The sequence below is a fragment of the Streptomyces achromogenes subsp. achromogenes genome, from assembly GCF_000720835.1.
Taxonomy (GTDB): Bacteria; Actinomycetota; Actinomycetes; order Streptomycetales; family Streptomycetaceae; genus Streptomyces; species Streptomyces achromogenes.
The window spans coordinates 1-22,642 of sequence record NZ_JODT01000043.1 but is presented as its reverse complement, the minus strand read 5'-3'; the positions used below and the strand labels follow the sequence as shown (position 1 = coordinate 22,642).

Genomic DNA, 22,642 nt, shown 5'->3' with positions numbered 1-22,642 from the left:
CGTTTCCCGAAGTCCCTCGCGGCTCACACAGGAGGCACACCGATGGAACGCAGAGAGTTTCTTCGCCGGACGTCAGCGGCGGGCGCGGCGACTCTGGGGGCCGGGACACTGGCGGCCACGGCGGCGGGTACCCGGGCGGCGGCCGCGACGCCCCGGACGGGGCCGCTGCGGGTCGACATCGTGGTGTTCGACGGAGTCGAGGAACTGGACTGCGTCGCTCCTTACGAGGTCTTCTCGGCCGCCGCCATGCACCATGCGAACGGCGTCGAGGTCCGCTACGTCACCACCGGACGCCCTGGGCTGATCCGCTGCGGGTACGGTACGGGCATCCAGGTCAAGCACCGTTGGGCGCCGCGCGAGACGGACCTGATCGTGGTGCCGGGCGGCGGCTACACGCGCCGGGACGGTCCGGGCGTCTGGGCCGAGATCGACAACGGCACCCTCCCGCGAGCGCTCGCCGCGGCCCCCCGCGAGGGGCTGACGATCAGCTCGCTGTGCACCGGAGCGGTACTGCTGTCCGCGGCCGGCCTGACCCGGGGGCGGCCCTGCACCACGCACCACGGCGCGAAGGCGTACCTCGCGGAACACGGTGGTCTCGTCAAGAACGCCCGTGTGGTCGACGACGGTGACCTCGTCACCGTGGGCGGCATCACCTCGGGCCTGGAACTGGCCCTGTGGCTGGTCAAACGCGAACTCGGAGCGGACGCCGCGACCGGCGTCGAGACGATGCTGGAGTACGAGGCACGCGGAACGGTCTGGCAGGCGTCCTGACTCCGGCGGTGTCCCTGTACTTGTGGCGTCCCGCGCGGGATCAGGCGGCCCAACTGCCGTTGGACAGCGCCGCCGAGCGGAAGAGAGGAACGGTCGTCGCCCGGGGAGCGTCCGCGTCCCCGGGGGCGGTCGTGGAAGGCGCCGGGCGGCCACGGTCTTCGAGTCGCCGGGCTCCGGCGCGTGGTCTCCCCCTCGCCACGCCCCGTCGCCCGGCGACCGCCACCGATCCTGACGGCCTTCGGGGAACGAGAACAAGGACCGCTGTTCGTCCCGGACGGCACCAGGCTGTCCGGGCAGGTCGGAGCTCCGCCGTGGGTCCGTCCGGGACAGAGGGCGGAACGACCGCCCCTTCTCCCGGACTTGCCGCGCTCCGGTGACCCACGTCACACCCGACTTCTGTCAGGAATCGGGGCGCCGTCCCGTTCAAGGGGCACGCGAACGAGACAGGAGCATTGCCGTGAAGCACCGCATCGTCGTACTCGGCGCCGGATACGCCGGGGCCTTCGCCGCCGGGAACCTGGCCCGCCGGCTCTCCCCCGCCGATGTCGAGATCACCGTCGTCAACGCCGTGCCCGACTTCGTCGAGCGGATGCGACTCCATCAGCTCGCGAGCGGCCAGGACCTCGCGTTCCGCAAGCTCGCCGACGTCTTCGCGGGGACCGGGGTGCGGCTGCGCCTCGGGCGTGTGACCGGCGTCGACCCCGAGCACCGGACCGTCGCCGTGACCGGCACGGACGGCACGGACGCTGAACTCCCGTACGACACGCTTCTTTACGCGCTGGGCAGTTCCGTGGCGCACCAGGGCGTGCCCGGCGTGGCCGAGTACGCCTTCGACGTGACCGGCCTGTCCTCGGCGCTGCGTCTGCGTGAACGCCTGGCCGGGCTGGGCCGGGGCGGTACCGTGCTGGTCGTCGGCGAGGGGCTGACCGGCATCGAGACCGCCACCGAGTTCGCCGAGTCCCGGCCCGACCTGTCGGTCGCGCTCGCCGCCCGCGGCGAGCCGGGCGCCTGGCTCTCCCCCAAGGCCCGCCGTCACCTGCGCCGGGCCTTCGACCGGCTCGGTGTGACCGTCCACGAGCACACCGCCGTCGAAGCCGTCGAGCCGGCCCGGGCGATCACCGCCGACGGCAGGTCCATCCCGGCCGATGTCACGGTCTGGTCGGCCGGGTTCGCCGTACACCCCCTCGCGGGCGCCGGCGGCCTGGAGGTCACCGGGACCGGGCGGATCGTCGTCGACCGCACCATGCGCTCGGTCTCGCACCCGGACGTCTACGCCGTCGGTGACTGCGCCCACGCGATCGGCGACAACGGCAGGCCGCTGCCGATGTCGTGCGCCTCGGCCGGCTACACCACCATGCAGGCCACCGCCGCGGTCATCGCGCGTCTGACGGGCGGCACGGTCCCGACCACCGCGCTGGCGTACCACGGCAACCACATCAGCCTCGGGCGGCGGGACGCGATCTTCCAGGCGGTGGACGCGGACGCCCGGTCGACGTCCTGGTACCTGGGCGGCCGGCCCGCCGCGTGGTTCAAGGCGGGCATCCTCACGGGGTCGGGATGGAGCATCGCCCACCCGACCTTCGGTCTGCCGAAGCGCGAGCGCCGCCTGACCACGGCACCTGACCGGGACGGTGTGAAGGCCGCCGCATAGGCTCCTCCCCATGGACAGCGCAGCCATCGATCGGTTCGAGGCCGGCCGGGGCCGGCTGGCCTCGCTCGCGTACCGCCTGCTCGGCTCGGCAGCCGACGCCGAGGACGCCGTGCAGGACGCGTTCCTGCGCTGGCAGGCGGCGGACCGGGAGCGCATCGAGGTGCCGGAGGCGTGGCTGACCAAGGTCGTCACCAATCTCTGCCTCGACCGGCTCCGCTCCGCGCAGGCGCGTCACGAGCGCGCCGTCGGTGACCGGCTGCCCGAGCCGCTCCTCGAGGGTGACCCGATGCTCGGCCCGGCCGACACCTTCGAGCAGCGCGAATCGGTGTCCATGGCCGTACTGACCCTCATGGAGCGCCTCTCACCGGTCGAGCGGGCCGCTTACGTCCTGCGCGAGGCCTTCTCGTACTCCCACGCCGAGATCGCCGGGATCCTCGACATCACGGAGTCCGCGAGCCAGCAGCATGTCCACCGGGCCCGACGTCACCTCGCCGCCGGACGCCGCGGCGGCGAGGTGGACCCCGCCTCCGCGCGCCGGATCGTGGAGGAGTTCCTCGCCGCGGCCGTGTCGGGGCGCACCGATCGGCTGGTGGAGCTGCTCACCGCCGACGCGACCGTGGTCTCGGACGGTGCCGGCCTCGCCAGGCGGCTGCTGCGGTACACGACGCCCGAGCGCATCGCCTCCTTCGTGCGGGCCGGTTTCAAGCCCACCGCGGCGAAGCGGCGGCTGGCCGGTGGCTCCGTCGCGCTGCACATCGCGCTGGTCAACGGCTCCCCGGCCGTCCTCGGTGTGGTCGACGGCCGGGTGGTGGGCATCGTGGTGTTCGAAGTCGCCGACGGCAAGGTCGCGTCCCTGCGCGGCATCGCCGCCGCCGACGGGCTGGTGCGCCTCAACGAGGCCTGGCGGCGGCACGAGACCGGCGCGCCGGTCATCAGCGCTTGGTAGCACACCGGCATCCCTTCCCCGATGGCCGGGCTGTCAGCGGCACCCGCGGCCGGCGCGTCGTGCCCGGCGAGTCCCGCGGCCCTGTCACCAGTTGGGGTCGAGTCTCAGCACGGTGTCGTCGTCCGCCATCCACCGGTCGAACTCGGCCTGGGTCGCGAAGACGGGCCGGCCGCCGACCGTGCGGGTCAGCTCGGCGAGGGCCGGCAGGGCGCCGGCCGGGTCGCTCGTCGCCATCTCCTGCTGTACGCCGGAGAGCCGGGGCAGGAGCACGGCGGCGGCGTGCGTGACCCGCTGGTCGTCCAGGTGGCCGATCGCGCTGCCGAGCAGGCCGGAGGTCGCGGCGGCGGTGAGGAGTTCGCGTTCCAGGAGGTCGGTGGCAGCGTCGTCGGCGCCGTCCGCGCGGGCCGCGACCAGGGCGGCCTGCAGGCCTTGGACGACCAGCGCGGCGGCGGCCTGACCGACGAGCCCGCCGAGGAGGGCGCCGACCACGGGCACGGGCACGACCGTCTGCGCCACCGCACCGCAGGCCCAGCTGAGGGCGGTGGTCAGGGTCGCCTCGCAGCTCAGGGCGGCGAACTCGCCCGTATCGATCCGGCCGCGGGCCAGGTCCAGCCCCGCTTCGGCGACGGTGTACGCCGCTCGGGCGGTGGCGAAGGGGAGGTCGCCGCCGCCGAGGACGGCCGGGAGGCGGCCGGCCCGCGCGGCGCTTCGGACCAGCGAGCCCAGCGCGGTCAGACTTCCCGATCTGACGGCGGCACGTGCGGCGGCGGCCGAGGCCGTGAACGCGGCGCAGGCCGCGGAGGTCTCGCCGGCCCGTACGCGTGCGGCCTGTGTCGCGGCGCTGGTGACACCGTCGATCAGGCCACCGAGGGCGGCTGCGGTGGCCCCGGCGGCGAGGGCCTCGCCGCCGGCCGCTCGGACGGCTTGCCCGCGGGCCCAGCCCACGGGGTCCCGCGCGGCACGGTGGACGTCCGCGAGGCCGACCGGTGTGCTGCTCACGCCGGCGTGCTCGAGGCGGTCCGTCAGATGGGCGCGGGCGTCCGAGTAGTCCGCGTACCGCACACCGTCGGGATTCATGGCGAGCCGGCGGTCCAGGAGGTCGTCGACGGCCGCGATCCGGTCGGCCGCCACCAGTCGCGTCATCCCCGCGTAGTCCCGCCGGGAGATCTGATGAGCGGTGGTCGTGGCCCTGTCCACGAGTTTGGCCTGCGCCTGCCCCACGACGGTCCCGTGGTCGACGAGGTGGAGGTCGGCCGCGGCGGTCTGTGATCCGCCCGCCATCCACTCGGTGACCCGGGCCCGGACCGGGGAACCGGCCAGGATCGCACGCCGGTTGAAGGACAGCTCGTGCATCACCTCGAAGAGATGGCCCGCGCGCTGGGCGTTGGTGACGTTCGCGTAGCGCCGCGCCAGCTTCCGCACCGTCTCCTGGGTCCGCAGCGTCTCGACGGTCGCCGCCGCCAGCCGCCGGGTGGCCGCGTCGGCGACGGCCCAGACGGCGTGGTCGGTGCCATGGGGGATCACCGAGCGCCCCACGGCGCCGGGTACGGAACTCACGACTCGGTGTCCATGGCCCGCAGCCGGGCCTCGGCGTCGGCGACGACCCGCCCCGACTCCTCGGTCATCCGTCCCTCCGCGTCGGTGATCGGGCAGCTCATGACCATGACGGCGAGGCCGGCGAGATCCACCATCGCCGCCACCTCGGCGCGCCGACGGGCGTCGTACCGGGCGTAGTCGTCGCACGCTTCGACCAGCGCGGTGAACGAGGGCAGCCGCTGCACCAGGACGTACCGGAGGTCCCGCAGGAGGCGCCGCATCCGCTTGCTGCGCTCGTACAGGGCGGAGGCCGCCTCCTCGACTTCCCGCATCTCCGTCTCGGCCCGCTCCAGGTCCTCGGCCATCTGCCGTTGGCCGCGCCGGGCTCTGCGGCTCTGCCACTCCGCGACGGCGGCCAGCGAGAGGACGGCCGGAGCCGCGACGATCAGGGACAGCACCGTGGTCCCGGCCGCCACCCCGCCACCGCCCGCGGCGAGGGACCCGCCGCCCAGCCAGGCGAGCGTGGCGCTGGTGGCCGCCGCCCCGGACAGCCCCGAGATCGCCGTACCGGTGGAGGCGGTGGCGAAGGCTCCGACCGCGAGGAAGGCGCCTGCCCCGGCTCCCGAACCGGCGAGCGCGCCGCCCGCCAGCGCGCCGACGGCGGCCGTCACGGCGCCCTCGCGCAGCCGGCGGAACTCGACGCCCACCTCGCCGCCGACGGCCGGCAGCTCGATCTCGGCCAACTCGACCAGATCGACGCGCTTGAGGCGCTGGAAGGCGTCGCGGAAGGGGACGAGGGCCTCGTCGTAGAGCGTCTGCCGTGCCTTCTGCTGGGCGGCGTTCTCCGCGGTGGCCCGCTGACCGAGCTCCTCCTGGCACTCGACCAGACGTTCGTACCTTCGTCGGTTCGCTTTCGCGAGCCTGACGGCATCGACCATGGCGACGGCCATGCTCCCCCCTTGTTCCTCGGCTCGGCGATTCTAGTGCCGCAACAGGCCGTCCCCGCCCCGTTGTTGAGCCCCACGACCGAACGTACGGCGGTGCTGAACGTCTCGAAACATTCGAACCCGCGCGACCCGTTGACCGACGCCGCTCAGGTTCGTAATCTCGCCGTCACATTCGATCATATGTGCGAAAGTTTCGACGGAGGAGATGGCATGCTCATGACTAGATCACTGCCCCGGCGGACAGCGGGGGCGGTCACCACCGCGCTGCTCGCCGCGACGATGGTCACGGCCCTGTCGCACAGCGCGACCGCGGCCGAGGACACCCTCGGCTCCGCCGCGGCGGCCAAGGGCCGCTACTTCGGCACCGCGGTCGCGGCGAACCACCTCGGCGAGTCCGCCTACGCCGGCACCCTCGACCGCGAGTTCAACGCGGTCACGCCGGAGAACGAGATGAAGTGGGACGCCACCGAACCCACGCGCAACACCTTCACCTTCGGCGCCGCCGACCAGATCGCCGCCCACGCCCAGAGCCAGGGCATGAAGCTGCGCGGACACACCCTGGTCTGGCACTCCCAGCTGCCCTCCTGGGTCTCCGGCCTGGGCGCCAGTGACCTGCGCACCGCCATGAACAACCACATCACCCAGGTCATGCAGCACTACAAGGGCAAGATCTACGCCTGGGACGTCGTCAACGAGGCCTTCCAGGACGGCACCAGCGGCGCCCGGCGCAGCTCGCCCTTCCAGGACAAGCTCGGCAACGGCTTCATCGAGGAAGCCTTCCGCACCGCCCGTACCGCCGACCCCGACGCCAAACTCTGCTACAACGACTACAACACCGACGGTGTCAACGCCAAGAGCAACGCCGTCTACGCCATGGTCAAGGACTTCAAGGCCCGCGGCGTCCCCATCGACTGCGTCGGCTTCCAGTCCCACTTCAACAGCGCCTCCCCGGTCCCTTCCGACTACCAGGCCAACCTCCAGCGCTTCGCCGACCTCGGCGTCGACGTCCAGATCACCGAACTCGACATCGAGGGCTCCGGCACCGCACAGGCCGGCAACTACGCCAACGTCGTCAAGGCCTGCCTCGCGGTCACCCGCTGCACCGGCATCACCGTCTGGGGCATCACCGACAAATACTCCTGGCGCTCCAGCGGCACCCCGCTCCTCTTCGACTCCAACTACGCCGCGAAGCCCGCGTACACCTCCGTCCTGACGACGCTCGGCGGGACCGGGAGCGGCGACGGGGGCGGGGGTGACGGCGGCGGCAACCCCGGTGCGGCGTGCACCGTCGACTACGCCCGCACCTCCGACTGGAACGACGGCTACAACGGCCAGGTCACCGTGACGGCCGGCACCGCGCCGATCACCGGCTGGACCGTGACCCTCACCTTCCCCTCCGGGCAGAAGGTGTCCTCTCTGTGGAACGGCAGCCCGACCTGGAACGGTGATGTCGCGACGGTGCGCTCCACCGCCTACAACGGCAGCCTCGCGGCGGACGCCTCGACCAGTTTCGGCTTCACGGTCATGAAGAACGGCAACTCGGCCGCTCCCACGCTCGGCACCTGCACGGCGTCCTGACACCACCACCGCCCGGCCGCCGCCCGGTCCCGCTGCGGACCCGGCGGCGGCCGGTCACGGTGCCGAGGATCCGCCCGCGGTGTCCGCCTGATCTAGTCGCCGGTCGTGCCGTCGAGCATCTCGCGCAGGATGTCCAGGTGGCCGTTGTGGCGGGCCGTCTCCTCGATGAGGTGGAGGAGGATCCAGCGCAGGTCGACGTGGAGGCCGTCGCGGACGGGACGCTGGGCCTGCTTGTCCAGGGCGTTCGCGGCGACCAGCCGGCGGTAGCGATCGCATTGTCCGGCGTATTCGTCGAGCAACTGGGTGAGCGGGAAGTCGACGGCGATCCGCATCTCGCGGTCGGGGTCCTCCTCGGTCCACGGGCCCTGGTCCTCCTCACCGAGGAAGACCACTTGGAACCAGTAGTACTCGACCCAGCGGAGGTGGTTGACCACTCCGCTCAGGGTCATCAGCGGTGAGCTCGGCAGAGGCGCTGTGCGCGCGTTCTCCGCGGAGACGCCGGCGCACTTGGCGCGGGCGGTGTCACGTGCGTAGTCGAGGAATGTGGTGAGCTGCGTGCGCTCGTCCCACGCGGGTGGCGTGTCATCGATTCTGGTCATCGCGCGAAGCGTCCCCGATCACCTCCACCGGTGTCGAGCCATTTGTCGCCCGCCCCGGATCCGCCGGGGCGGGTCCTTTCCGGGGATCACCCCACCCGGTTTCAGGGTTCTCCCGGCGGCGCGGCATCGGCAGCTACCGGCGTGCGATCGAGGCATCCCGCGAGCGCTACCCCCTCACCGGGCCGGTGGCCGGCAACAACACCCCGTGCGAGTTCTGGAAGCGGCCCGCCGAGGCGCCGACCGTGCTCGACAACGACGTCCCCGCCCTGCTGGTCGCCGCCACCGGAGACCCCCGCACCCCCTACACCGGCGCGGAGGCCGTGCACGAGCAGTGGCCCACCTCCCGGCTGCTCACCGTGTCGGGTGCCCGGCAGCACGGGCTGTACGGCGAGTACGGCAACGCCTGTGTCGACGAGCGCGTCAACGCCTGCTTGCGCACGGGACGGCTACCGGCGCACGACCCCACCTGCGCGGCGGCGGCTTCGTCCCCGCGTCGTCCCTGAGTACCCATACGGCGCCGCCCCGAGGAAGCGCGTCCGTCCCGTCGGCATCCTCACTCCCCCGCGCTTCCGCACCCACCTCCGTCACCGCCGCCGCACGCTCCGGCGTACCCGCCGGCACTCCAGTCCCCGAACGTGCCGAACCCGGTGGCGGAGGCGCCGCCGAAGGCCGGGTCCCCGGCCCTCCAGGTCTCGGGCGTGACCAACTCCCTGAATTCCGGCTCTCGGGCGGCGGACAGTCCGTCGAGGGCCACCGCGCCCACAGGGGTGACGGCAAGGGCGGCCAGGGCGTCTGCCCGGCGCCACCGGGCGGGACGCTCGCGTTCGCCGCGCAGGCTGCCGAGTGCCGACCGGACCCGGTACGGCACCTGGGCCTGGGCCGGCTTGACGAGCGTGGCGGTGAGGGCCGCGCCGGCCGCCAGGGCCACACCGGCCCACCAACGGTCAGCGGTACCGGCGGTGAGTTCCCACACCGCCGGCACGGGCGCGAGCGCCGCCGACCACCACAGCAGACGCCGGGCACGATACTGCCGGCGCCACAGGGCGGGGTGGATCAGCAGGCCCTCCGCCCGCAGGCGGTCCCCGACCGACCGTACCGCGCGGCTCGCGGCGGCCTGGGCGACCAGCTTGCCCACCCGTTCACTGCGGGAGATGCCCGCCGCCTCGATGAGCGCCCGCTCGACACCGGTCGCCGCGCCGGCCGCGTAGCTGCCCTCGGGGACGGTGACCGTGCCGTCCTCCGCCACGGCCAGACGCCCCTGCCCCACCATGCGGAACAGCACCGTCGCCACCGTCCGGCGCGACCCGCCCGCGAGGTAGGCCAACTCCTCCACGGACAGATCCTCGCGGACCGTCACCTCCGCCCTCAGCATCAGCGCGATCCTCACGGCGACGACGATCCGGTACCCGATCGCGCCCGCCGTCAGGACCAGTACCGCGAGATAGAGCCCTTCGTACAGCATCGCCATTCCCCAGTAGCCCCCGTCCACTCAAGACGGTTGTCCCCGCCACGGCAGATCGACAAGCCGCACATGGCTCCCCGGCTTCAGGTGCGGGGGTTCAGTGGCCCGATGCGGTGGAGGACCTCGTCGTGGTCGCCGCCCGGGAGGTCCTCCGCGCGGAACAGCAGTTCGGTGTGGGTGTCGGCGTCGTACGTCGTGGCGACCATGTGCAGCAGCATCACGATGGCCTTGTTCTGCCGGGAGACACTCGTCTCCACGTACTTCGCCCCCAGGCCCAGCTGGGGGTCGATCGCGTGCACGAGGAGGTCGATGCCGAGGCCCGAGATGCCGGTGCCGGGTGTGACCGCCGCCTGCCAGATGAAGAACGTGTCCGGTGCGTCGGGTCGGCGGTAGCCCGTCAGGAAGCCCACGATGTCGTCGCCGGCGGTGGCCACCATGGAGGTCTCGGCGAAGTCCCGGAACCACAGCCTGTAGTGGTACGGGCTGTTGTCGTCCAGCATCGGCTCGTCGAGCACCATCCGCCACACGGCTACGGCGTCGTCCGGAGTGGGCGTGCGGTAGCGGACGGCGGTGCCGGTCTTCTCCGACGGAGAGGCTGTCATCGTTGTTCCCTTCGCTTCAGGCGGATCGAGTGGTGCCGGTGGCGGCCGGGGCGGACAGCGACCGCGGTGCGAGGGCGGTGATCCGGCGCGTGCTGGCGATCGCGGCGATCCGGTCTCCCTCCACCGGGGCGTCCCGCAGGTGGATCGGGAACGCGGGCCAGTCCTCGGCGGGGCTCCCCACGGGCCGGGCGAGGTCGCCCCGCACCTCGATCCGGTCCAGCCGGGCGGCCAGGCCGTGTCCCGTGAGTTTGACGACGGCCTCCTTCCGCGACCAGAGCCGGGTGAACGCCTCCGGCAGCTCCCGCGCGGGCAGCCGGGACAGGGCCGCGCGTTCACCGGGGGTCGTGATGCGGGCGATGAGACGCCGCAGGACACCGGGGTACGGGGAGGTGTCGAGGTCGATGCCCACGCGGCCCTCGGTCACGACCGCGATGAGGACCCTCCGGCGGGTGTGGGTGACCGAGTAGTCGTACCCGCCGTGGAGGACCCGGGGGCGGCCGTGGCCGGCGCCGCAGCGGGCGCAGGCGCGTTCTATGCGCACGCCTCGGGCCGGCCTGCCGGTGTACCGGTGGGCGACCAGGCGCTGCGCCGCGCGCGAGGTGACGAGCAGGTCCCGCCGTACGCCCCTGGGCATCGCCGCGGCGCGGGCCGCCTCGTCGGGGGACAGCAGGGCTTCCCACTCGGGGCGGGCCCGGACGGGCACCGACCAGAGGTGGCACTCACCGGTGGCGGGCAGGGCGTCGACGGCCGACAGTGTCGCTCCTCCTTCCGGCGGTGGTCGCGGACGGTTCTCGGCGAGGTACGGGTACGGGCCGGTTCCGGATCGCTCCCGGATCACCGCCGCGCTCACCGCCGCGGACCCGACGGCCGGGGCTCGGTGACCCGGCGGCCGAGTCCGCGTTGACGCGGACCGGCGTCAGACCTCGTACTCCGTGCCCACGCCGTCGAAGCGGAGGCGGTCCTGGATGACGACCTGCTCGCCGTTCTTGTCGTAGCCGGTGAGCAGGCCGGCCTCCATGAGGCGGATGACGATCTGTGAGCTGAGTTCCTGCTGGTCGGCGTCGCTCAGTTCGCGGATCAGCTCCTTGTAGCCGACCTCCTCCTTGAGGAGACGGCTGAGGATCTGCCGGTGCCGTTCCTCCAGCGGCCACTTGATCATGTCGAGGCCGTCCTCGTTGGCGAGCACCTGCTTGGGCTCCAGACGGAAGGTCTCGGGATCCACCTTGTAGTACGGCTTGAGGGTGACCTCCGCGCCGTTCCACTCCAGGCGCTTGATGCGGTTGAGCCGCTTGGTCAGCCGGCTGATCCAGCGTACGCGGGCGGGGTTGAGCTCGTCGTCGGTGAACTCGTCGCTCAGTTCCATGCGTTGGTGGCGTCCGATGCTCATCATGGTGGTCGCGCGGTCGCGGAAGTCGGCCACCGACAGGGTGCCGTCGCCGCTGGAGGCGGCCAGCCGGGTGAACCAGCGCTTGCGGTTCAGGCGCCCGTCGTCGGATGCGCTGATGCGCCGCTTCGACCAGAACTCGGACTCCGGCTCGGTGAAGGAGGCCAGCGTGTAGAAGGAGGCGAGGAACTCGTGGTACTGCTCGTAGGTTTCCCGGTAGGCGCGGTTGTACCAGGCGTGGACCTCGTCCCTCTCCGCTTCGCGCTGGGCGATCCGGTCGATCGCGGCGGCGGCCGAGACGGCCGACTGCGTGGCCAGGTGGACGCCCTGGGAGAACAGCGGGTCGGTGAAGCAGGCGGAGTCGCCGGAGAGGAAGTAGCGTCCGCCGGAGTACACCTCGGAGTCGTACGACCAGTCGTGGACGACCCGTACCTCCTCGACCATCTCGGCGTCCCCGAGGATCTCCTTGGCGCGGTCGGCCTTGGCGAGGGTCTCCCGGTAGAAGCGTTCGGGGCCGGCCTGCTTCACCTCGCTCGCCTTGGAGCGGTCGACGACCAGTCCGACGCTGAAGAGGTCGTCCTTGAGCGGGATCATCCACACCCAGCCGTCCTCGAAGGTGATGGAGTACGTCGTCCCCTTGAGGTCGCCCTCGAAGGGGTCGGGGCGGCGGAAGTAGGACCAGATGGCGAAGCTCTTGTAGAACTCGTCGTAGCGTCGTACGTCGAGCTTGCGGGCCAGTGGTCCGTTGGAGCCGCCGGCGTCGATCACGAAGTCGAACTCCAGGCGCTTGGCGGTCTCTCCCCGGCCTGCGGTGAGCGACACCCTGTCGGGGTCCGCTATGTCGACGTGGGACACCGGTGTGTTCTCGTGCACCTCGATGCCGCGTTCCCTGACCTCGTCGAGGAGCAGCTGGTCGAACTCCTTGCGCTGCACCTGGATGGCGTGGTCGAAGACCCACGGCGAGGTCCGCGGTGTGGTGAAGGAGAAGGTCCACGGGGCCTCGTCGCGTCCCCACAGGAACGTCGCCGAGGGCTTCTTGACGAAACCGGCGGCGTCGATCCGGTCCTGCAGGCCGAGCCGGTGGAAGATGGACAGCGAACCGGGGAGGAAGGACTCGCCGACCCGGTAGCGGGGGAAGGTGTCCCGCTCGTAGACGACCGGTGTGTGACCGAGCCGGTGCAGGGTGAGGGCGGCGGTGCAGCCGGCGGGGCCGGCTCCGATGATGGCGACGGTCGATCGGTTCATGGGTGCTTCCTTCACGACTCGGTGGACTTGATGGCTTTGATGCGGCTCGGGGAGAGGTAGGAGAATCCGCTCGCGGCGTTCTCGAAGAGGGTGAGACCCGCCTGGAACCGGCAGGTGTCGCCGATGCGGACCTCGGGGGCGACGGTGCAGGCCAGGCCGAAGAAGTTCCCGTCCCCGATCTCCACGCTGTTGCCGGCGTGGAAGTTCGGGGCGAAGAAGTTGCCCGAGCCGATCCGGGAGTGGTGCCCGAACGTACACCGGTAGTTGACGACGTTGTAGCTTCCGAGGACGGTGCGCACGCCGACGTAGTTGTCCGGTCCGATGATGTTGCCCTGTCCTCCGATCGCCGCGGGGTCGACCCGTGAGGAGGGGTGGACGACGTTGACCGCCTGCCATCCGCGGGGAGTGATGTACTCCTCGATCACCTCGCGCCGCTGCTTCATGCCGGACACGGCGAGGACGACCTTCGTGCCCTCGTCCGGCGGGTGCGCGGCGAGTTTCGTCCAGGTTCCGTCCGGCGCGTGGACCTCCTCCCCTTCGACGGCGAGGTAGCGTGCGACGCCGTATCCGGATTCCTCGGTGTAACGGGCCACTTCACGGGCGAACTTGCCCGCGCCTATGACGACCACGTCGGTCACGGCCGGCTCCTCTGCTTCTTGAACCGGGCCGATACGGGTATCTCGTCGATCACGGTCACCTTGGCGGGCATCTTGAACGGCTCGACCTTGCCGTCCAGGAACTCGCGGACGTGCCGGCGCACTTCGGCCCTGGTCATCGCGCCGTCGGGTTTGACGTCGACGTGCACGGCCTGTCCCGTGATGGAGTTGGGCTTTCCGTAGACGGCGCAGTAGGCGATGCGGGGGCTGCCCATGAGGATCGATTCGAGTTCGAGCGGGAGGACCTTCTCGCCGCCGACGTTGATGATCTCCTTGGCGCGGCCCTTGACCTTGATGTAGCCGTCCGCGTTCTCCTCCACGAGGTCCCCGGTGCGGAACCAGCCGTCGGAGGTGACGGCCTCGTCGGAGTAGTTGAGGTAGCCCATGAACTGGGTCCGGGTGCGCAGTTGGAGTTCTCCGTCCACCACCCGGTACTCGACTCCCTCGTCGGAGATCCGGAAGTACGTGCTGGACGACGACTCGCTCTGCGTGGTGGAGATGCCGGTCTCGCTGGTCCCGAACGTCTGCAGCAGCCGGGCCCGTGGGAAGGCGGCGTGGACGCGCTTGAGCAGTTCCTCCGGCATGGGTTCGGTCCCGTAGGTGATCAGCCGCAGGCTGGAGAGGTCGAACTTCTCGTGGAAGTCGCCGATGAGGATGAGGTTGAGGAAGGTGGGGCTGGTCGGCAGCAGGCGGATGCCGTAGGCCTCGACCAGCCGGCAGATCTCCTCGGGTGTGCGCTTGGCCGGCACCACGGCGGTCGCCGCGCCGCGTACGACGCCGAGCAGCGAGTTGATCCCTCCGATGTGGTCGGCGAGCAGGAACAGCAGGATGTGCGGGGGCTTTTTGCCCACGCGTTCGCCCGTGCCGATCCTCTCCGCCACCAGGGCGTCGAAGTCGTGCAGGACCGCCTTGGGCGCCCCCGTCGATCCGCTGGAGAGGAGGACGAGCCCGGCCGAGCCGGACGCGATCAGGGCTCCGTAGAGTTCCGCCGCCTCGCCCGGGGGCGAGTCGAACGGTGCGACGGTGACCTCGTCCTCCACGTGCACGACGTGCCGGGGGCGGCAGGCGTCGCGGACGGCCTCCAGGGTCGTCTCGGTGAACGTCACGACGGGCACCACCACGGCCTTGCGGCGGTAGAGCGCGAAGAGCGCGGCGATCTGGGAGAAGGAGAAGTCGCCTTTCAGGACGACGGCTTCGTGCGGTTTCACTCCCGCCTCGTCCAGCAGCGTCTCGATCCGCCGGATCTCCCCGGCCAGTTCCGCGTAGGTGTGGCGGGACGAGTGGTGGACGACGGCGGTGCGGTCGCCCCACCGCTCCAGCCTCTCGGTCAGGGTGTCCCTCATTGGACTCCTCCCAGGTACAGCGTCTCTCCGGTGACGAAGGCCGAGTGGCCCGTGGTCAGGAAGTCGACGGGGCCGACGATGTCGTCCATCTCGCACATCCGCCCGATCGTCTGCCGCTCCACGACGGCGTCGAGGGTTTCCGGTGCGAGGGTGCGGGTGAGGACGGTGCGCACCGGCGGCAGACCGATCCCGTTGACCCGTATGCCGAACGCGGCCAGTTCCTTGCTCATGACGCGGGTCAGCTGCTCCACGGCGCTCTTGCTCGCCGAGTAGACGAGCTGGCCGTCCAGCGCCCACGGCACGGCGACCGTCGAGACGTTGAGGATCGCCGCGGACCCCTCGGGGCTCCTCTGCAGCAGTTTGGCGGCCTCCCGGCAGCAGTTGAGCACCGCGAAGAAGTTGAGGTCGAAGAGGGCGCGGGCCGTCTTCTCCGGCGTCATCATGAAGTGGTTCATGACCGAGGTGCCGGCGTTGTTGACCAGTGCGTCCAGGTGTCCGAACTCGCGGCGGACGGCGCGGAACATGGACCGTGCCTGTGCCGCGTCGGTCAGGTCGATCTCGTGATGGCGGTAGGCGGGGTGCCGGATGCTCGACGGCCTGCGGCTGCAGCCGATCACCGTGTCCCCGCGGTCGAGGAAGTGTTCGGCCAGGGCCTTTCCCACGCCGGTCCTGGTTCCGGTGACTAGGGCGATCATCAGGCGGCCCGGGCCGGTCACACCGGCTGGGAGACGGCGACACCGGCCTCGGCCAGCTCGGCCTCGATGAACTCGGCGAGCCGGCTCACCCTGCCGAACGGGCTCACCCGCTGGGAGACGGCCTTCTCGGAGGTCAGCGAGATCTCCTCGCCGTACTCGTCCTCCACGGCCTCCTCCACCTGGGTCAGGAAGTTGACCAGCTGCATGGAGTCGAAGACTCCGTTGTCCCCGTAGAGGGCGAGGGAGGTCAGTTCCGTGACGGGGATCTTCTCGTCCCTGCGTTCGTTGACCTCCTCGATGACGTCCTGGATGAGAGCGAGAAGCCGGTCGTTCATGGTCGCCATACCTTCCGAAGTGGGGTGGCCGGGTTTTCCAGGGGCGGCGGGCGGCACATTTCTCTTTCCTTCGAGGAGCCGCTCTTTTCATGCGAGATGCCGCGTCCGAAGGGGCAATCAACTCTCGGAGTCGTGCCACGAGGCTTTCGCCGGGGCACGCGATTCCGTGTTCCGTGCCGCGCCGGTATCCGGGTCACGAATGTGCCGGACCGCATTCCGCTGTGTCAAACAGGTCCGGGAGGCGCCGGGTCAGGACAGCGCGCTCCACTCCCTTTGCTCGGCCTCCCGGATTTCCTCCTCGGCCGTTCGCTCGACGCGCGCCATAGCCAGGCGCAGGATCGGCGGGGCCAAGAGGGAGGTCACCACGGCGACGAGCACCACGATGGTGTACGCCGCCACGCTGAGAATGCCGAGCCGCAGCCCCACCATTCCCACCACGATCTCGATGACCCCCCGCGCGTTGAGTCCGGCCCCCAGGGCCAGCGCCTCCCACCGGCCGAGGCCGCTCACGCTCGCGCCGGCCCACACGCCGAGGAACTTGCCGAGGACGGCGACCGCGAGCACGCCCAGCCCGGCCAGGGCGACACCGGGATCCGCCAGCGCGCCGAGGTCCATGCGAAGACCCGCGGTGGCGAAGAAGACCGGCGCCAGCACGGACAGGGCGATGGTGCGGAGCGGGGCCAGCCGGGCCGGCTCGACCTTCCCTTCCCGTCCGACGAGGACACCGCCGAGGAACGCGCCGAGGACCGGCTCCAGGTGCAGCGCGTGGGTGGCGGCCGCCGCCAGCAGGATCACCCCGGCCGCCGTGGCGGCCGGTACCCCCGGTTCCGGGCTCGTGCGCGCCAGCCGGAAGGCGTGCCGCACCGCCCACCGTCCGGCGGTCAGTGCCACGACCGCCACGACCGCCACCGAGGCGAGTGCCTCCACGACCGGTGCGCCGCTGATGCCGGTGACGGCGATCGACGAGACGACGGACAGCGTGAACCAGCCGAAGACGTCGTCGATCACTCCCGCGGTCAGGGTGAGCTGGCCGACGGTGCGGTGCAGCAGTCGCATCTCCATCAGCGTCTTGGCGATGACCGGGATCGCGCTCACGCACATCGCGACGCCGAGGAACAGTGCGAAGACGCCCCGCTCGGTACCCTCCGGGACCAGTGCGGCGGGCACCAGGAACGCCGTACCGACACCGAGGCCGAGCGGGACGATCAGGCCGCCGGCGCTGACCAGCACGGCCGTCCTGCCGCGCCGGCGCACCAGCCCCAGATCCAGGTGCATGCCCGTGACGCCGACGAGCAGCAGCACCCCGAGCTGGGCGACGGCGTCCAGCAGGTGCGCCTGTTCCCGGCCGCCGGGAAAGAGCCAGCCCGACAGTCCGGGGGCCAGGCGCTGGAGCACGGAAGGGCCGAGGACGACTCCCACGAGGAGTTCGCCGACGACCGCGGGCAGGCCGGCGCGGGCGGCGATCCTGCCGAAGAACAGCGCCGACAACAACAGCAATGCCACTTGGAGCAGAAAGACCAGTAATTCGTGAGCCGCGAGTGGTGTGGCCGTCGTCGGCGCGTACGAGAAAAGCACATGTCCTCCATGGGAAAAGGGCCCGCCGGTGTCCGAACGCGTCCGGGACACCAGTTTTCAGACCTCACCCACGAAAAAACCAGCGGAGCCCCTCGGTCGCCGGGGTTGAACAACCCGGCGACCGAGGGGCTCCGCCGCACACTGCCGCCTCCGGCCGATTCTCTGTTCAAGTGTGGATTGTCGCCGGTTGAACACCGCGGTGCCCGCTAGTCCGCCCGTCCCGCGCGGTCTTCGAGTTCCTGGGCGAGGCTCCGCCACATGTCCGAGCACTGGAGGGCCAGTTCGGCGACGGTTTCCGCCAGGTGCGGCGGGATGTTCTCGACGACGTGCGGATATTTCGCCTTGGCCTGGTACTGCAGGAAGAGCCACCGCAGCAGCTCTCTGCCCGATTCCGAGAACCTGAGGGAGGGGTCCCGCCGCAGCGACTGCAGCCGGGCCCTCATGTTGCGTGCCTTCCGCTCCAGTTCCTCCGCGGTGACCGCGGCCTCCCCGGCCACCGCCCCGGGCTCCTGGCGGCCTCCGGGCCGTCGCGGTTCTTCGCGGTCCCTGGGCACGACGGGGTCTTCGCCACGCCGCACCCGTTCCCTGACGTCGTGTGCGGTGCCCACGGAGACCCCCGCCGCCTTCGCGATCTGCCGCAACGGGGCGTGCGGGCGGGCCGTCAGCGCCTCGGCCGCACGCCGTCTTCCCTCGGCGGCGCTGAGCGGCCGGCGGCGGCCGTCCCTGCCCAGCCGCACTTCCTGGCGCGAGGACCCGCCGTTCAGCCGCCGGCGGATGCCGCCGACCGTCTTGGTGGACAGGCCCGTGCATTCGGCGATCGCCCGGTCGGACATGTCCTGCCGGGAAGCGACGATGCGTTCGGCCGCCGACCGCCGGTCCTCCAGGGACAGGGGGAGGCCGTGCCGGATGTTGGCCCGTACGGCTTCGACGAAGGCCGCCTCCGCGGTGCCGTCGAAGAACTCCGCCTTGATGGAGTGCCACCCTTTCTCCTTCGCCGCGCGGAGTCTGTGCATCCCGTCGATCACATGCATGGTGGTCCGGTGGACCAGGATCGGCGGCCATTCGGTCTCGCTCTCGGCCAGCCTCCGCGCATGCTGCTCGTCCTCGCCCGCGAGGCGGGGGGAGTCGGCCGGCTGAAGCTGGTCCACGGGGACCAGATGAGGCACTGGCCCGCCGGGGACCAGGCCTCCCGGTCGATCGCTGTGATGGAGCTGAGCTTCCATATCGGCCCCCAGCCGGTATGTCCGGATCACCGTGCGCGCGGATGGTCTCCGATACGCCGTCCGCCTGCCGCGTTCGGACAACTTCTGGTCGTAGCGCTGTCAGCGTGGCATCCCTGAACGGGGCACGGGCTCGTTAGCGATCGGAACCGGCCGTGCCGCGGACGCCTCCGGCACGGCTGTCTCCGCGTGGGTGCGCCCAGGCGTCACAGGGGTGGAATCGGCAGGGACCGGTGCGGCGATTCGAAGGTTTTGTGAAGCAGGTGTCCTCCCCCGGCGTGGAGCCGACGGGCGCGGGTACACAGCGGTCCGCCAAGATCAACTCACGGCTGGAGCCGGTCAGTTGGCCGAAAATACGCGATCGGAAGCGGCAACGGCCCCCCGCGCACCCATGGTTGATACCCGGCGCCCCTGTTGGTCTAATGGGCTGACCAGGCGGACGCCAAGATTCCGCGGTGCGCCGGCGCCATGGGCCAGTGGTCCGGCCAGGATCACCCGTGGCCGTATTTCCCTCTTGCGGGGTCTACGAGTGCGCGGCCCGCGCAGTGGTACGCGGTTCCGCCCGTCCCACCCGAGGCAGATGCGAGCGAGCGTCCGAAGGCAGGCGCCCGCACCGTGAGCGAGGCCGCTTCCGCCCATCCACGACTCAAGGGGGCATGACCCGTCGTGATCGTCCGTTCATTCAGCGACATCGAGGGCACCGACCGGCACGTCAAATCCAGGTCCGGCACCTGGGAGAGCAAGAGGATCGTCCTCGCCCGGGAGCGGGCCGGCTTCTCCCTGCACGAGACCACCGTCTACGCCGGCACCGAGACGTTCATGTGGTACGCCCACCACGTCGAAGCGGTGCTGTGCGTCGAAGGGGAGTCCGAGCTGACCAACGAGGAGACCGGGGAGAAGCACTGGCTCACCCCCGGGACGATGTACCTCCTCGACGGCCACGAACGGCACACCCTGCGCCCCAGGACCGACTCCCGCTACATCTGCGTCTTCAACCCGCCCATGACCGGCCGGGAGGACCACGACGAGAACGGCACGTACCCGCTGCTCACCGACGCGGAGGGCGCGGATACGGCCTGAGACGGCAGCCCGGCCCGCGAACCGGGCACTCGCACGGCACGATCGGCTCCGAAGGAGAGCGCTGTATGAACACCACTGTGCGTCCTGACCTGTACCCGACCCGAGTCAGCGGCGAGGCCGTGCCCCAGCCGCGGGTCGACCCCGTGGTGTGGGGTGACGCGCCGGGCCCGCTCGACGAGGAACAGCTGGCCCGCTACCGGTCCAGCGGCTACCTGGTCCTCGACCACCTGCTGTCGCCGCGGGAAGTGGAGGCGTACCGCGCCGAGTTGCGGCGGCTCGGCTCCGACCCGGCGCTGCGCGCGAGTGAACGCGTCATCCTGGAGCCGGGGTCCGACCGGGTGCGCTCGGTGTTCGAGGTCGAGAAGGTCAGCGAGCTGTTCGCCGGTCTGCTGCACTCGCCCCGGCTCACGGACATCGCACGGCAGGTCCTCGGCTCGGACGTGTACATCCACCAGAGCCGGGTCAACTACAAGCCCGGGTTCGGCGGCGCCCCGTTCGACTGGCACTCCGACTTCGAGACCTGGCACTCGGAGGACGGCATGCCCCGGCCGCGGGCGTTCAGCGTGTCCATCGCGCTGAGCGAGAACCTCCCGTGCAACGGCCCGCTCATGGTCATGCCGGGCACGCACACGACGTTCGTCCCCACGGTCGGGGAGACACCGCCCGACTACCACAAGGAGTCGCTGCGCGTGGAGCGCCTGCCGGTCGGCTCCCCCGATCCGGACCATCTGACGCGGATGGCCGAGCAGCATGGCATCGAGCAGGTCACGGGCCCCGCCGGGACCGCGGTGATGTTCGACTCGAACCTGCTGCACGCTTCCAGCGGCAACATCACGCCGTTCCCCCGCTCCAACATCTTCATCGTCTACAACAGCGTCGAGAACACGCTGGAGGCCCCCTTCGCGGCGGCCAGGCCGCGCCCGCAGCACCTCGGCAACCGGGAGTTCCCCGTCTGAACCCCGGCCACGGGGCGGCACCCGCTGATTCCGTCCCGGCCGGTCCCGTTCCGGCGGGACCGACCGGGACGGGACCGGAGCAGGACGTCTCCCCCTGTCCGCACCCGACGTCCGAGCACTGCCCGCACCCGACGTCCGACCACTGCCCGCACCCGACGTTCGACACGCTGCCGCGCAGGACGAAGGCGACATGACCTCCTCTCCCCGTACCACTCGTTCCGCAGCGATCTGGACCCTCGCCGGCCTGGTCCTGCTGACCCTCAACCTGCGGGCGGCCATCACCGGCGTTCCCCCGCTCCTGGGCGAGCTCCAGGACACGTTCGGGCTCACCGGTGTCGAGGTCAGCGTGCTCACCACGCTGCCGGAGCTGTGCCTGGGCGTCTTCTCCGCCCTCGCCCCCCTGCTCGCCCGCCGGATCGGCACCGAGGCGGCGATCACCGTGGCGCTCGTGGTGATCACGGCGGGGCTCCTGCTGCGCGTGGTGCCCGCCGAGACCGCGCTGTTCGCCGGCACGGTGCTGGCCGCGGCCGGGATGGCGACGGGCAACGTGCTGGTGCCGGCGGTCATCAAGCGAGGGTTCCCGCACCGCGTGGGGACGCTCACCGGCCTGTCGATGATGCTGCTGTCGGTCGGCGGCGCCGCCGGGGCGGGCCTGGCCGTCCCCCTGGACCACCTGGGCGGCTGGCGGCCCGCGCTGGCCGCGTGGGCGGTTCCCGCCCTGGTCGCGGCCCTGGTGTGGGGCCCGCTGGCGCTCCGCGCGCGCACCCGCCGGCCGGAACGGCCGGCCGCCGACACCTCCCCGTCCGCCCCGGCCGGCCCTCCGCGGGCCCCGGCGGACACCGCCGCGGAGACGGCGGCCCGGGCCGCCGCGGGCCAGGGCTCGCTGCTGCGCTCGCCGCTGGCGTGGGCCGTGATGGTGTTCATGGGCATGACGTCGTTGATGTTCTACACGCTGACGGCGTGGCTGCCCGAGATCATGCACGATCACGGGTTCACGCCCGCCACCGCGGGGATGATGAACTCGGTCATCATCGTCATCGGCATCCCCCTCGGTTTCGTCGTACCGGTGGTCGCGGCCCGCATGCGCGACCAGCGGCCGCTGGTCCTCGGGGTCGTCGCCCTGATGGTGGTCGGGCTCGGCGGCCTGCTCCTGGCTCCGCGGGCCGGCTGGGTGTGGATCGCCGTCTTCGGAGTCGCCACGGGCAGCGCCTTCCCGATCGCCCTCACCCTCCTCAACCTCCGTTCCCCCGATGCCGCGGTCACGGCGCGGCTCTCGGGCATGGCCCAGTCCGGCGGGTACCTCCTCGCCGCCACCGGTCCGCTCACCTTCGGTGTGCTGCGCAGCGCCACCGGCGGCTGGGAGGCGTCGATCTGGCTGCTGCTCCTGCTGGTGGTGCCCGAACTCGTCTGCGGTCTGCTGGCCGCACGGCCCGGCTTCGTACGGCCGGTCCCCCCACCGCCGGACGGTCCCGAGGAGAGCCGTCCCGAGCCCGCGCCGGTCTCCGTGCGGTCCACCGAGTCGGACCGAGCGCGCTGAGAGACCGGCCCGCCCCCTGTCCGCGCGCGCTGAGAGACCGCCCGTCCCCTGTCCGCGCCTCGCCCGAGCCGGGCGAAGCGCACTCCCGCACCTTCCGCGTCGACCACAGCCGTTTGACGACCCCCGGGAGCACGCATGACCATCATGCCGCCCGACCTGAGCATCTTCGAGAGCCTGGAATCCGAGGTACGCAGCTACTGCCGCGACTGGCCCACCGTCTTCGACCGCGCGCACGGCACACACCTCGTGGACGAGGACGGCCACCGGTACCTGGACTTCTTCGCCGGCGCCGGATCACTCAACTACGGCCACAACAACCCCGTGCTGAAACGGGCGCTGCTCGACTACCTGGAACGGGACGGCGTCACCCACGGGCTCGACATGGCCACCACCGCCAAGCGCGCGTTCCTTGAAACCTTCCAGCGCCTGGTGCTGCGTCCGCGGGATCTGCCGTACAAGGTGATGTTCCCGGGGCCGACGGGCACCAACGCGGTGGAGTCCGCGCTGAAGCTGGCGCGGAAGGT

At 71.3% G+C, this 22,642-nt stretch carries 22 protein-coding genes; 9 read left to right on the top strand and 13 right to left on the bottom strand.

What is annotated here, in order from left to right; all coding sequences use genetic code 11:
* Positions 1–42: 42 nt before the first annotated feature.
* The 3 genes from IH25_RS0132410 to IH25_RS0132400 all read left to right on the top strand — a co-directional run bounded on the left by IH25_RS0132410 (position 43) and on the right by IH25_RS0132400 (position 3,368).
* Positions 43–771 (top strand): DJ-1/PfpI family protein, encoded by a 729-nt coding sequence (locus IH25_RS0132410; RefSeq protein ID WP_030618944.1) that lies wholly within the window; start codon positions 43–45, stop codon positions 769–771.
* Positions 772–1,228: 457 nt separating this feature from the next.
* Positions 1,229–2,422, top strand: coding sequence for an NAD(P)/FAD-dependent oxidoreductase (locus tag IH25_RS0132405; RefSeq protein WP_030618941.1), 1,194 nt, complete (start codon positions 1,229–1,231; stop codon positions 2,420–2,422).
* Between the two features lie 10 nt (positions 2,423–2,432).
* Positions 2,433–3,368: a sigma-70 family RNA polymerase sigma factor gene (locus IH25_RS0132400; protein ID WP_030618938.1), complete on the top strand. Its 936-nt coding sequence runs from the start codon at positions 2,433–2,435 to the stop codon at positions 3,366–3,368.
* An 84-nt stretch (positions 3,369–3,452) separates the two neighbouring features.
* On the opposite strand, the gene IH25_RS0132395 is transcribed toward IH25_RS0132400, so the two are convergent.
* Positions 3,453–4,925, bottom strand: coding sequence for a hypothetical protein (locus tag IH25_RS0132395; protein ID WP_030618935.1), 1,473 nt, complete (start codon positions 4,923–4,925; stop codon positions 3,453–3,455).
* Positions 4,922–5,854, bottom strand: coding sequence for a hypothetical protein (locus IH25_RS0132390; protein WP_030618932.1), 933 nt, complete (start codon positions 5,852–5,854; stop codon positions 4,922–4,924). The genes IH25_RS0132395 and IH25_RS0132390 overlap by 4 nt, the downstream gene beginning before the upstream one ends.
* 213 nt (positions 5,855–6,067) lie before the next feature.
* Between IH25_RS0132390 and IH25_RS0132385 the strand changes: the two genes are divergently transcribed.
* On the top strand, positions 6,068–7,429 hold the full coding sequence (locus IH25_RS0132385; RefSeq protein ID WP_030618929.1) for an endo-1,4-beta-xylanase: 1,362 nt from the start codon (positions 6,068–6,070) through the stop codon (positions 7,427–7,429).
* Between the two features lie 92 nt (positions 7,430–7,521).
* Here IH25_RS0132385 and IH25_RS0132380 read toward each other — a convergent pair whose 3' ends face one another.
* On the bottom strand, positions 7,522–8,028 hold the full coding sequence (locus tag IH25_RS0132380) for a DinB family protein (RefSeq protein ID WP_030618926.1): 507 nt from the start codon (positions 8,026–8,028) through the stop codon (positions 7,522–7,524).
* Between the two features lie 185 nt (positions 8,029–8,213).
* On the opposite strand from IH25_RS0132380, the gene IH25_RS42650 reads away from it, so the two are divergent.
* On the top strand, positions 8,214–8,531 hold the full coding sequence (locus IH25_RS42650; protein ID WP_030618924.1) for an alpha/beta hydrolase: 318 nt from the start codon (positions 8,214–8,216) through the stop codon (positions 8,529–8,531).
* Between the two features lie 50 nt (positions 8,532–8,581).
* Here the strand turns inward: IH25_RS42650 and IH25_RS0132370 are convergent, their stop codons facing one another.
* The 10 genes from IH25_RS0132370 to IH25_RS0132325 form a co-directional block, all read right to left on the bottom strand.
* Positions 8,582–9,490 (bottom strand): TIGR04222 domain-containing membrane protein, encoded by a 909-nt coding sequence (locus IH25_RS0132370; protein ID WP_030618921.1) that lies wholly within the window; start codon positions 9,488–9,490, stop codon positions 8,582–8,584.
* 83 nt (positions 9,491–9,573) lie between these two features.
* Positions 9,574–10,092, bottom strand: a complete 519-nt coding sequence (locus tag IH25_RS0132365; RefSeq protein WP_030618917.1) for a GNAT family N-acetyltransferase — start codon at positions 10,090–10,092, stop codon at positions 9,574–9,576.
* A 16-nt stretch (positions 10,093–10,108) separates the two neighbouring features.
* A complete protein-coding gene (locus tag IH25_RS38745; protein ID WP_051754301.1) occupies positions 10,109–10,930 on the bottom strand; it encodes a 4'-phosphopantetheinyl transferase family protein in 822 nt (273 codons plus the stop codon).
* Between the two features lie 78 nt (positions 10,931–11,008).
* Complete coding sequence (cmlS, locus tag IH25_RS0132355; protein ID WP_030618911.1) at positions 11,009–12,721, bottom strand: chloramphenicol-biosynthetic FADH2-dependent halogenase CmlS; 1,713 nt, start codon at positions 12,719–12,721, stop codon at positions 11,009–11,011.
* Between the two features lie 11 nt (positions 12,722–12,732).
* Positions 12,733–13,359: an LbetaH domain-containing protein gene (locus IH25_RS0132350; RefSeq protein ID WP_030618908.1), complete on the bottom strand. Its 627-nt coding sequence runs from the start codon at positions 13,357–13,359 to the stop codon at positions 12,733–12,735.
* Positions 13,356–14,720, bottom strand: a complete 1,365-nt coding sequence (locus tag IH25_RS0132345) for a class I adenylate-forming enzyme family protein (protein ID WP_030618903.1) — start codon at positions 14,718–14,720, stop codon at positions 13,356–13,358. The genes IH25_RS0132350 and IH25_RS0132345 overlap by 4 nt, the downstream gene beginning before the upstream one ends.
* Positions 14,717–15,415, bottom strand: a complete 699-nt coding sequence (locus IH25_RS0132340; protein WP_030618901.1) for an SDR family NAD(P)-dependent oxidoreductase — start codon at positions 15,413–15,415, stop codon at positions 14,717–14,719. Before IH25_RS0132340 ends, IH25_RS0132345 begins: the two co-directional genes overlap by 4 nt.
* Before the next feature lie 17 nt (positions 15,416–15,432).
* Positions 15,433–15,750 carry a hypothetical protein gene (locus IH25_RS0132335; RefSeq protein WP_030618898.1) on the bottom strand — a complete coding sequence of 106 codons (318 nt, stop codon included), beginning with the start codon at positions 15,748–15,750 and terminating at the stop codon, positions 15,433–15,435.
* Between the two features lie 249 nt (positions 15,751–15,999).
* The gene (locus IH25_RS0132330; protein WP_245172952.1) at positions 16,000–17,253 is read right to left on the bottom strand and encodes a cation:proton antiporter; all 1,254 of its coding nucleotides are present in this window, start codon (positions 17,251–17,253) and stop codon (positions 16,000–16,002) included.
* Between the two features lie 278 nt (positions 17,254–17,531).
* Positions 17,532–18,473 carry a ParB/RepB/Spo0J family partition protein gene (locus IH25_RS0132325; RefSeq protein ID WP_245172951.1) on the bottom strand — a complete coding sequence of 314 codons (942 nt, stop codon included), beginning with the start codon at positions 18,471–18,473 and terminating at the stop codon, positions 17,532–17,534.
* A 738-nt stretch (positions 18,474–19,211) separates the two neighbouring features.
* Between IH25_RS0132325 and IH25_RS0132320 the strand changes: the two genes are divergently transcribed.
* From IH25_RS0132320 to IH25_RS0132305, 4 genes are all read left to right on the top strand, one after another.
* Positions 19,212–19,625, top strand: a complete 414-nt coding sequence (locus IH25_RS0132320) for an ectoine synthase (protein ID WP_030618891.1) — start codon at positions 19,212–19,214, stop codon at positions 19,623–19,625.
* 65 nt (positions 19,626–19,690) lie between these two features.
* The gene (gene thpD / locus IH25_RS0132315; RefSeq protein ID WP_030618888.1) at positions 19,691–20,581 is read left to right on the top strand and encodes an ectoine hydroxylase; all 891 of its coding nucleotides are present in this window, start codon (positions 19,691–19,693) and stop codon (positions 20,579–20,581) included.
* Between the two features lie 190 nt (positions 20,582–20,771).
* The gene (locus tag IH25_RS0132310) at positions 20,772–22,118 is read left to right on the top strand and encodes a CynX/NimT family MFS transporter (protein WP_030618886.1); all 1,347 of its coding nucleotides are present in this window, start codon (positions 20,772–20,774) and stop codon (positions 22,116–22,118) included.
* A 135-nt stretch (positions 22,119–22,253) separates the two neighbouring features.
* On the top strand, positions 22,254–22,642 hold a 389-nt coding region (locus IH25_RS0132305; protein WP_030618884.1), incomplete at its 3' end, for an aminotransferase class III-fold pyridoxal phosphate-dependent enzyme.